Annotated in this window: 6 protein-coding genes; 4 read left to right on the top strand and 2 right to left on the bottom strand. The window is 53.5% G+C overall.

The annotated features are described in order from the left end of the window. Window positions 1-169: 169 nt before the first annotated feature. Window positions 170-1,375 (top strand): endonuclease Q family protein, encoded by a 1,206-nt coding sequence (locus MTHE_RS03935; protein WP_011695950.1) that lies wholly within the window; start codon window positions 170-172, stop codon window positions 1,373-1,375. Here MTHE_RS03935 and MTHE_RS03940 read toward each other — a convergent pair. Next, complete coding sequence (locus MTHE_RS03940) at window positions 1,372-5,991, bottom strand: COG1361 family protein (protein WP_175265770.1); 4,620 nt, start codon at window positions 5,989-5,991, stop codon at window positions 1,372-1,374. The two genes, MTHE_RS03935 and MTHE_RS03940, sit on opposite strands and share 4 nt — an antisense overlap. Window positions 5,992-6,855: 864 nt before the next feature. Here MTHE_RS03940 and MTHE_RS03945 point away from each other — a divergent pair. From MTHE_RS03945 to MTHE_RS03955, 3 genes are all read left to right on the top strand, one after another. Beyond that, entirely contained in the window at window positions 6,856-7,809 is a 954-nt protein-coding gene (locus MTHE_RS03945; protein ID WP_011695952.1) for a methanogenesis marker 9 domain-containing protein, read from the top strand. Window positions 7,810-7,896: 87 nt separating this feature from the next. Next, window positions 7,897-8,718, top strand: coding sequence for a triphosphoribosyl-dephospho-CoA synthase (locus MTHE_RS03950; RefSeq protein WP_232840899.1), 822 nt, complete (start codon window positions 7,897-7,899; stop codon window positions 8,716-8,718). A gap of 12 nt (window positions 8,719-8,730) precedes the next feature. Continuing rightward, window positions 8,731-9,312, top strand: a complete 582-nt coding sequence (locus tag MTHE_RS03955) for a DUF447 domain-containing protein (RefSeq protein WP_011695954.1) — start codon at window positions 8,731-8,733, stop codon at window positions 9,310-9,312. A gap of 413 nt (window positions 9,313-9,725) precedes the next feature. Here the strand turns inward: MTHE_RS03955 and thsB are convergent, their stop codons facing one another. Further along, entirely contained in the window at window positions 9,726-11,357 is a 1,632-nt protein-coding gene (gene thsB / locus MTHE_RS03960; RefSeq protein WP_011695955.1) for a thermosome subunit beta, read from the bottom strand. Between the last annotated feature and the right edge of the window lie 241 nt (window positions 11,358-11,598).

The raw sequence follows: 11,598 nt of genomic DNA on the forward strand, positions 1-11,598 counted from the left end.
TCTCAGATTCTAAATGGATCGGAGATTGTACGGCATCTGCCGCTCTCTCTTCGGCCCGGATCGCCGAATGCCTGCCCGAGGCCGAGTTCCTGGGGATGGACTCAAGGACACAGATCCGGTGATGCACGGTTGCATCGCCCATGAGACTCAAATATTGGAGATTATAAAAATGAATGTGAATGCCGATCTCCACATACACTCGAAGTACTCAGCTGCCACATCTAAGATGATGGATCTGGATACCATTGCGGCTGAGGCGCGAAGGAAGGGCATACACATCGTTGGCACAGGCGACGCATTCCACCCGAAATGGCTTGAGGATCTCAGGCGACTTCCGGAGAGTGATGGGATTTTCCGACATGATGGCATGACCGGATTCGTCGTGACAGCAGAGGTAGAGGATTTGAGGGGAGTTCACCATCTGATCCTCATCCCGGATATCTCAAAGGCAGAGGAGCTGAGGGAGATCTTCCGGAAGAACTCGAGCAACATCGACACAGATGGCAGACCGAAGGTAATGTTAACTGGGGCCGAGATCGCAGATGCGTGCCTCGAGGCTGATTGCATCATCGGGCCGAGCCACGCTTTCACGCCATGGACCGGGATCTTCGCGCACCACGCGTCTCTTAAAGAATGCTACGGAGATCGGGCTGGTGATATATCATTCATAGAGCTCGGCCTCAGCGCAGATTCCGACTACGCGGATCGTATAAGCGAGCTGAGGGATAAAACGTTCCTGTCAAACTCTGATGGCCACTCTCCCTGGTCGAACAAGCTCGGAAGGGAGTTCAACCAGTTTGATATCAGAGATATCAGCTTTCAGGAGATCAGGCTTGCGATAGAGCACAGATCTGGACGCAGGCCCACTCTCAACGTCGGATTCTACCCTGAGGAGGGCAAATACAACAGAACCGCATGCACCAGATGCTACAAGCAGTATACGATGAGAGAGATGGATGAACGGCTGGGACGGTGCGCATGCGGAGGATCGATCAAGCTCGGCGTCAGGGACAGGGTTGAGATCCTAGCAGATCTACCACATCCGGTGCATCCAGATCACAGGCCTCCATACATCCACATAATCCCGCTTGCTGAGATAATCGCGATGGCTCTCGACCACAAGAGCGTATTCACAGAAGGCGTGAAAAGGATATGGAGAGATCTGGTAGCTGAGAGGACCGAGATAGATGTGCTGCTGCACACAGAGATCTCTGAGCTGAACACTGATGAGAGAGTCGCAAGGGCGATAGGGGCGTTCAGATCGGGAAACGTCGTGTTGACCCCAGGTGGTGGTGGGAGATACGGGAGGATATCCCTTCCAACACCCGGAGCCAGATCCAAGGCACCATCACAGAGATCCCTTATGGAGTTCTAGTTATTGCAGCACTGCAAGGATGTTCTGTTCATCGCATATACCCATCGTCCATCGGATCCACCTGCAGCCCTGACAAGGATCTCCCTGCACAGCGCATCTCTCACATCCATCCTCAGGGTGATCACTAGAGAGTCACCTGCTCTCAGGAGATCCACTATCCAATTCATCAGATCTTCCTCGATCTCAGGCTCCGGATAGACGCCCAGGACCTTCGATCCATTCGGAACCATTGCTGTGATGTACACGGGGGAGAGATCTCTGATCCCGTCGTTCTGTATCTTCATGCGGATACTCATGATTTCCGATCCCTCCATGTACGTGTCCGCGGATATGCTCATGTGGGGCGTTCCGTATCTATAGGAGACGGGCAAGTGTATGCTTCTCCGCATCGTGTAGTTTCCGATGTAGATATCGCTCAGGTATGTATCCATGAGATGTGTATCAGTGACTGCCATTCCGGAGAAGTTCACGCTTGTCTCAAGCCCTCGGACTCCAAGCACCGTATACTTCTCGATCCTCGATCCTGTGTACTCCTCGCGTATGCTCCGCACACTTCTGATCCATGCGCCCGAACGCCATGTAGAGCTGTTGCCCTCAGCTCTGATGCCCTCTCTCATAGACCCATGGCTCACCATCCCCTCCGAAATGTATCTGCCTCTGCCGGAGGTGTGAAGCTGCAGTGCTCCGTAACTCCTGTCTGATGCGAGCGTGCCGTTTCCGAGGTATGAATGGACGTAGCTCCCGTACTCACCGTGCTCCTTGAACCTCACAGATATGTTAGACATCCCGGAGTGTAGATCGTATGCGCTCAGCGAACCTGTGATGTTCGAGATCTTCTCTGAGAGGATGCTGCTGGATCCAGTGATATCTCTATCAAGGGAGATCTCAGTGCCGTTGGAATCCGCAATAGCGGCAATGCTGCTGATGTCACTATTTGCCTTGGAGAGAGATCTCATCCTCCCATGAGTGGCCCTGTTTAAGATCTCGAAGTGATCGCTCCAGGGAGACCCAAATACAACAGATCTCCTGTAAACTTCGCCCTTGTACATGCTGCTCTCTGATGCCTGCGATCTCGAGACCCTGATGGAGTGATTCTCTGTGCTTATGGACACACCCTCCTGTGAGTGCAGGGATCCACTGCCGTGTCCTCTCATCCGGAGCTCCGCGCCGCTCTCAGCTGCGATCCCCACGATAACACAGTCGCTTGCGGAGATGTTCCCGGAGAACGCCTGGACGCAGTTGCGCAGCGTGGTGCCCTCGAAGCCAGATGTGCATTCCCTGTATGTCCTGGTGAAGCCATGCCCATCAACGCTACCGGTCATGTTGAAGTACATCTCGCTTCTCGGAAGTATCCCGCTTATTCTTATTACACTGCACTCCCCGGCGCGGAGACGGTCGATATGCCATAGCCCATCAGGTCCGGGTGCGGGATCTGCATTTTGGATCACAAATCTCGGATCCGGGATCTCCTTCACAGTGATGTTCCTGAGATCTGTATCAGATGGGTTGCAAACCCTGATCTCATAATCTATGGTCTCGCCGCGCCTGCACTCTGTGCAGGATGGCTGCTTTTCGATCGTGATCTCTTTTTTGGGAACATGAAGATATGTGGAGACCTCCGCAGATACCGGCAGGGACTCTGTGCTCTCCAGGGTGAATATTGCCTTCAGCACATCACCATCAGCCCCGTCAACGAGAGCTCTGATGCTTACAGTTCTCATATCTCCAGGCATGAGCTCAGAGCTCTTCGACCAGACGATATCTTCGCTGTTCGAGATGCCTGGCATGTGGCTCGCGCTGACGATGCGCACGTTAGAGGGGAACAGAGCCCTCAGAGTGACGTTAGTCGCCTTCGTAGTTCCCGTATTTCTGTAGCTGACAGTGTAAGTTACAGTTCCACCCCTCTCAACGCGCTCGGGAGATCCTGTCGCATTGATGGAGAGCTCTGGAGCGATCAGGATCGTTCTCGTGGATGCATTCTCCTCATGCCCCTCGAACCGCATTGTAAATGTGGTATCCACATCTGTTCCGTTTGCAGCCCTCCCAGCTCTTGTGATGATTCTTATGACTCCCTCATCCCCGGGATGAAGCACCTCCGGAAGCGCACACCCTGACCAGATACTTCCATCTGGGGAGCAGGGCATCGGACTTGATGATATAAACGCAAGGAGCGGATCATATCTCGCCTCAATAACAGCACCCCTGATCTCCCTCTCCCCGATGTTTCTGTAGTGGATCGTGTAGTTCACGAAACCGCATGCCACATCAGGCGCATCCACGCTCAGGTATGACGATCCTACGATGAACTCTGATGATGCTGATGCGCTGTAGTCGCGCCCCCCGCTCTCAGAGCTGGACCATGTGAGAGTCGACTCGGAGACGGACCGACCATCTGAGAGTGCCACGATGTCATACTCCAGCAATGCGCTCTCGCCAGGCCCAAGCCTTTTGATCCGCCAGATCAGTAACCCATCGCAGATCTCAATATCCCCCCTCTCAGGAGACGTTTTCACGCTCTCCGGCAGGATGCCGGTGTTAGAGGGGATGCTCTCCCTCAGAACCACATTCCAGGCGTCGCATCTGCTCTCCTGCGAGTGATTGATTCTCAGAGTGAGCCTCGAAGTATCGCCTCTCGCCATGCCCCTCAGAGCTGGCGTCTTAGTCAAGATCAGACCTGGCTCGGCGATCTCCACCGGTCCTGTCGCCACTGAGATGGATTTCTTATCACTATTTGAGAGATAGTTCAGCTCCAGGACCGCCCCGGGCGCATAATCATCGACGATCGTATTCAGGGAGAGATCAATATGCATCGCCTGTACATCTCCAAGGTACCAGCAAATCCGGCCCTCGTGGATGAGCTCCTTCAGCGGATTGAAATTCATCCGGATGCCTGATACATTGTATCTCAATCCCTGAAGGCTCAGGTTCATCCATGCATCTCTTAGAGGAGGCAGCTCACCATAAAAGCGAATCGCGAGCTCCTCTCCGAAGCTCCTCCTCACAGGCCCCTCCGGTTCGCATCTCATGCTCAGATCCGCTACGGCGACGTAAGCCTCTGCGGTTCTGTTATAGCAGTCGAGATCGTTCCAGTGCCCTGATCTCTCGTTTGGGTCATCTCTCTCCCTGCTCGACCAGCAGAGCCTCGCAACCCCTCCTATGCTGCCTGTGGTGTTCACAAGAATCGTATACGTGATGGTAACGGACTCACCTCTATCTAGCCTCTGAAGGGACCATACAAGATCGCGGCCTGCCTGCTCGAAGCCCATTGGCCGGCTCGCGTTGATCTCCATGAGCCTTGCGCCTTCTGGGATGCTGTCCACCAGCAGGAGATCATACGCATCCGATCTGCTCGTGCCGTCATGATGGAAAGAGAGCGTGAACGTCACCTCATCACCCACAATCGCATATAGTGGGGCGTTTTTCTCCAGGGCGAGCGATGGCTCCACGACCTCTATGCTCCCCGCCTTGCTGTCGGTTCTCTGTCTGGAAGAGCCGTCGTCACTCTTCCACAATATCCTGGCCGCTCCCGGGATCAGGAACACACCGTCCCTGTTCTCCCTGATGTTTGCGACAATCACGCGGTACCAGATGTCCATATCGGTATCATCCGTGTTGTTCAGGTCGCCAAAGTAGAGAACAAGCGTGTTGCTATCAGGAGCCGGTGGTTGGATATCATTCGGATTGAAGCTGCTGATCATCAGGCTCGATGGATTGTAGGTTGTACCAGATGGCAGGATATCCGTGATGATCACCTCCCTGAGAATGGCCCGCGGAAGGTTCAGGTGGATCTTGTACGTCACAGAATCCCCGATCGCACAGCTCTTGTTCGTATTGGGCGTCTTGGATATGCTTACATCTCCCGATACCGTGAGCTTCACAGATGCGGTTTCATCATAATTATTGGGGCTCGATCCACCACCCCACCGCTCACCGGGATCCTCCCCCGGCAGGCTCGTCCACGTCACAGAAGCTCCAATGGTCAACCTCTCCCCGGATACCACTGTGTTTCTGACCCTGAGAACCAGTTTCAATGTCTCAGCAGCCCCTCTGGGAATCCTGGTATAGGTGGATGCTATGCTTCCCCTGTCAGCCACATGATCTGATTCCACGCTCAGCACCTCAAGCCCATCAGCAATCGTCACAGTCAGATTGACATCATAGGCATCACTTGATCCTCTGTTGCTCAGGGTCACGACCTGCTCCACAATATCCCCTGCCTCCACCTTAGTTATGTTCGAGCTGACAGTGATCACTATGTCAGGCTCTGTGATGGTGATCGATGTGGTGGCATTCGCAGTACGCAGCGCCCCATAAAAGTCCCTCCACGTGGCCTCAACTCTGTTCGAGAGGACTTCACCATCTTGATTTGTGAGCGTGTTCCGAACAACAGCATAGATTCGTAAGACGATCTCCGTCCGCCCCGCATCCCCAATGCTCCATAGCAGAGTATTGCCCTCTGGGCATGCCGGTGCAGGAAGATCACCCTCCCATTTGAGGTAATCGAGACCTGACGGGAGTGTATTTTTGATCTGCAGCTCGTGAACATCTTCACTGAGCTCAAGCCTCACAGTGAAGACGACCACATCGCCTATTGTTCTATTCGAATCCGGCTCCACAGTGATCGTCAGCTCAGCGTCGTTTCCCAGCGGTTCGTATAAATCCCGAGGTATACCGTCAACTGTATAAACTGATGAAGTATTCCCGGACGGTGATCCTGAAGATGCATGCGACGTGATACAGATACATGCGGCTACGATGATAATAATTATAGGAATAGCCTTAAACCACGCATGAAGATACGAACAAAAACTATAGAAAAATAATTTTTTAAATGGTGTATTATTTTCAGATACGCTTATGTACATGCACATGCTGCCTCCACACATCCTAGTTTGCATGATCTGCCGTAATCCAGACAGATTATCGTTTTTAGATAATTATATCGCACAGCCAGTATGAAATTGAACTCTGTGCAGAGAGAACTGGCGTTGTCCGGGATTTAATCCTTTCCGAACTCTGTAAACATCAACAGATAATTTTTATAATGTTATCTGACAAACAATGCTCTGTTCGCAGAAGATTGCCATGGCCGATGGACATAAAGAATCCGCACCTCAAGTGAACATATTTCCGGCCATCATCTCCGGATGATCGCCAGATGTCGATCTCTTGCACAGCTCCATGTGTCATCATGTGAACTGCATAGGGTGGGCTGTTCGCGAGGCAGTTTTCACGTTTTGACACGTCCAGCTGATCAGATGGATTTTGAGATTGCTTTCTAACTATCTAAAGTCGAATGCCATCGATTTTGCCGAATCAGAATTGGTACGCTCCAGCTCGAGATCGATCTTACGGACTGCGATTCTATAGATCTCGTCAGAACATACAGTCTGATGAAGCTGATACCGGATTCTCAGACCTCATCCAAGACGCCAGGCCCATCGAAAGACTGATATCCCTGGTCATATTCGAGGATATCGATGCTGAAAATAGGCTATGCATCTCTGAGAAGCCCAGTGGCCATGATATGTCACGGAGCCACATGCCCGCCAGGTGTGGGACTTGCAGTTCTTGAGGACATAGAGGAAAGAGGCGATATCGAGGCGCTTGTCGGAGATGCAGGTGTACCTTCGGTGCTGTCATTCAGATCAACATCTCCTGAGAGGCTCCTGGAGGCTTCGAGGATCGCGGCCAGGATGCAGGCAATCCTCGAGATGGATCTCTCTGATAGGGATTCCATAGATCTCATCAGAACATGCGGCATGCTGAAGCTGATTAAATCCGCTGGAGCTGCAACCTCGCTGCGCGTCAACCCAGAAGCCGTGAGCCCGAAATCGATGCCGGGTGCGATTAGGAGCCTGACGTCTGCAGGGCTTGATGCAATTCACATCGACCTGAGAGGATATGATGGATCCGCAACATCGGTTCTGAGGAGCATATCGGATATCAGAGGCCCTTGGATAATTGCTCTCTCTGATGTGAAATCATTCGAGGACGCTAAGCGCTTGCTTTCCATGGGCGCTGATGTGATCTCACTCAAAGAACCAGCAGACGAGGAGTTTGCAAGATGGCTATCCTCTGCCCTGAGAAAACTTGAGGATATCACGGGATGGTACAACGCTCCGAAGCACATATGCGCAGGTGGCGACCTTCGAGGACTTGCGTTCTGCTGTCCTCCGGTCAAGCCGTGCCCCGTCCACGGCGCCCTTAAAAGGCTCGGAATAACACCAGAGGAGTTCGTGAAGCGAAAGCTGGAGCTCGCAAGGGGAACCCCCCTTGAAAAGGGCGATGGGACATGCTTCGGCAGCCTGATATGGTGCTGCAAGATAACAAAACCATGTTACCTCAGAGATGCAGCGCTTAGAAGAGCAGGTCTTACGCCAAAGGAGTACATGGTCCTGAAGAGAAAGGTCGCAGAGGGGTTGCTGCGGTAATGCAGCGCTGGCTGCAATTCTCTTCAGTTAAATCCTGCTGCGATGAAAGCTGAAATTGATATAACGGATCCGGACAGGATCGCCCAGATGGCCCAGATGGCCATGCTGCTGGAGCTCTCCTCAAGCCCCAAGCCAGGGAATGTGGACAGGTGTCATGATTATGAGGACATGAGCTTCAGCCATTTCGTCGCGAGCGCCGTGTTGTCCTACCCTTCGTTCAGGAGGGCTGCATCTGGCGCATCGAATATGGGCAGGCTAATTCTGGACACGGTCTCCACATGGCGGGAGTGGGGGCTGAGGGGCAACACACATTTCGGGGAGATTGCCCTGCTAATACCGCTCGCCTCAGCGGCATCCAGGCCCGGCCCGCTCCGATCAGAGATCTATAGGGTGCTGGAATCGACCACCGTGGAGGATTCGATCTGTTTTTACAGAGCGTTTGAGCTCGCGGGTGCCAGGGCGGCTGATGTGAAGGAGATGAGCCTGAAGGATCCGAAAGCCCTTGAGGAGATCGAGGCGAGGAGCATGCGGCTGATAGATCTGATGCGCATCTCCCAGGGGCACGATCTGATTGCGAGAGAGTGGGCCACCGGATTCTCGAGGAGCTTCGAGCTCGCAGATGCCCTGTGTGAGATGGTTCCACGACACGGGCTGAACAGAGGTGTTGTTATCACGTACCTGACCGCGCTATCTGGAGAGCCGGACAGCCTTGTGGCCTCCAAATTTGGAATCGATGTCGCCCTTGAGGTCTCCAGGATGGCAAGCGTGGCCCTCAGATCTCATGATGTGATCTCGAGCGCCATGGAGATGGACAGGGCGCTGATCTCGAGAGACATCAACCCTGGCTCCACAGCAGACCTGATAGCATCATCTTTATTCATCGCGCTGATGAGGGGCCTGAGGTTCTGAGGAGATATAAAAATGAATGTAGATGGTATTCTTGACGAACTTGGCATACTTCCAGGCATAAACGAGGTTATAGTCACAACCGAGCGTGATGGTGTGCCGAATGCAGCACCCATTGGGATAATAAGAGATGAAAATGTGACAGTCCGTCTCTTTCTCGGGACCCACACATACGAGAATGTCCTCGCCACTGGCCAGCTCGTGGCAAACGTCACTCACGATCCTATGATATTCGTCGAGGCTGCGATGTCTGATCTCGGAGAAGAATGCTTTCTCAGGAGGGATGGTGTTTTAACTTTAAAGGATGCCGAGTCCTGGGCGCTTTTCCGGTGCAGTCCATACAGAACAGACATAATCATGCCAGAACTCGAGTTTGTCAGAGGTGAGGTCATCAGAAGGGAGTTCCGGGCCATCAACCGCGGTGTATCATGCGTGATCGAGGCCGCAATCGCAGCCACAAGGTACAACGCGCTCCGGGTCGATTCCTACCTCGAGGAGATAAGAAGGCTCAAGAGAATAGTGCAGAGATGTGGGGGTCCAAGAGAGATCGCGGCCATGAAGCGGCTCGAGGAGCATCTGGCCGCCTCTTTTCCCTGAGTAGGACGCCCCTCCAGCCCCTCCCAGACGCGTCGAAGATCCGAGAAATTTTGCCCATCCAATTGATTTAACATGCGGCAGACACATGGGACGTGTCCAAATAAGGATCAGGTGCTTTTCCGACCTGCAGAAGCGGTAAGGTCCAGATTTCTGGCCTCAGCTCTTATCTGGACGCCTCCGACACATGATTTGGATAACGCCTGTGACCGCACAAATGGTCACCCTTAAGAGAGTATTCCTATAAACCCTTATTTTTACAATGGCAGATTCTCGCTGAATCGTATTTGGCTCACATTTGCCTCAAAACCAGAGGTTTTTAGGAATACCCCAGAGCATGTTTTACATACCAAGAATCCCAAAAGGCTCAGTTCAACCAGATCTCCTAGGATTGAGCAAAAATAGAATGGAGGAGTTCAGTCGAAGTCCTCGCCCATTCCGCTGGGCTCCTTCTCCTTGCCCTCCTTGCCAGCGCCGGTCGACTTGGAGGCGATCACATCGTCGATCCTGAGTATCATCACAGCAGCCTCTGCGGCTGAGTTGATCGCCTGTGTCTTGACCCTAAGAGGCTCAACGACGCCGCGCTCGAGCATGTCAACTGCCTCACCTGTCTCCATGTCGAGACCAGCAGCCTTCATGCCCTTCTCGTGCTTGCTTCTCAGGGCGACGAGCGTGTCGATCTGGTCGAGACCGGCGTTCTCAGCGAGCGTCTTCGGGATGATTTCCATGGCCTCGGCGAACGCCTCTATGGCAAGCTGCTCCCTTCCGCCGACCGTTGCGGCGTACTCCCTGAGCCTGAGAGCGAGCTCGACCTCGGGCGCTCCACCACCGGGCACGAGCATCCCATCCTCAACGACAACGCCCACGACGCGGAGAGCATCCTCCATGGCCCTGTTGAGCTCATCGACTACATGCTCGGTGCCGCCGCGGAGGATGATGGACACGGACTTCGGGTTCTCGCACTCCTCTACGAAGGTCATGTCATCTCCGGCGATCTTCCTCTCCTCTACAAGCCCTGCCTTTCCGAGATCGTTTGGCGTGAGCTCGTGCAGGCTTGTCACGATCCTGGCACCGGTCGCGCGGGCCAGCTTCTCCATATCGCTCTTCTTCACCCTGCGGAGAGTGTAGATGCCAGCCTTCGCCAGGAAGTGCTGCGCCAGATCATCTATGCCCTTCTGGCAGAAGACCACATTTGCCCCTGTGGAGACGATCTTGTTGACCATCTCCTTGAGCATCGCCTCCTCCTGATCCAGGAAGGCCTGGAGCTGATCAGGCGAGGTGATCTCGATCTTCGCGTCGACCTCGGTCTTCTCGATCTCGATCGGCGCGTTGAGCAGCGCGATCTTGGCGTTCTTCACCTTCTTCGGCATGTTCGGATGCAGGCGCTCCTTATCGATCACCATGCCATGGATCAGCTGGGAGTCGGTGATGCTGCCGCCAACCTTCTTCTCCACGGTGATGTTGTCGATGTCCACGGAGCCGTCCTCATCGACGATCGCCTTCACAGCCTTGACCGCAAGCTCCGCGAGCTCTCCCCTAGCGTTGCCGCTGCCCTTGCCGGTCATCGCTGTGATCGCGATCTTCTTCAGGAGCTCTTCATCGTCAGGCGATACCTTCACCGCGAGATCCTTCAAGATCTCTATGGCCTTCGTCGCAGCGTCCCTGTAGCCGGTGGCTATGACGGTCGGGTGGATCTCCTGCTCGAGAAGCAGCTCGGCCTGCTTCAGAAGCTCGCCAGCCAGGACAACAGCAGTTGTGGTGCCGTCGCCTACCTCCTCATCCTGAGTCTTGGCGATCTCCACCATCATCTTGGCGGCTGGATGCTCGATATCCATCTCCTTGAGAATCGTAACGCCATCGTTTGTTATGACCACATCTCCAAGGGTATCGACCAGCATCTTGTCCATGCCCTTGGGCCCCAGCGTGGTTCTGACGGCGCTGGCCACTGCCTTGGCCGCCATTATGTTCGACCTCTGCGCTTCCCGGCCAGCAGTCCGCTGGCTTCCCTCTTTGAGTATCAGTACAGGTGTTCCACCTAGTCCAGCCATTCCGACACCTCTCCTTACAGCGGGGATAGAAGTGTTTTGAAGTTCTATATAAAGATTTCGTAGGGTCTGCTGTGTTGAATAATTTGAAGCCTTGTGGCCAATAGCTATCGATTCTTACTAAAGTCTCATGTTATATGAATTAGCTCTCTTCTATTGGATCTCCAAACATTATTCAACACGGCAGTAGGGTCTGCTGGACGTGTCCGAATAAGGATAGAGCGCTTATGACAAACAAGAGCGG

The organism is Methanothrix thermoacetophila PT (assembly GCF_000014945.1).
Taxonomy (GTDB): Archaea; Halobacteriota; Methanosarcinia; order Methanotrichales; family Methanotrichaceae; genus Methanothrix_B; species Methanothrix_B thermoacetophila.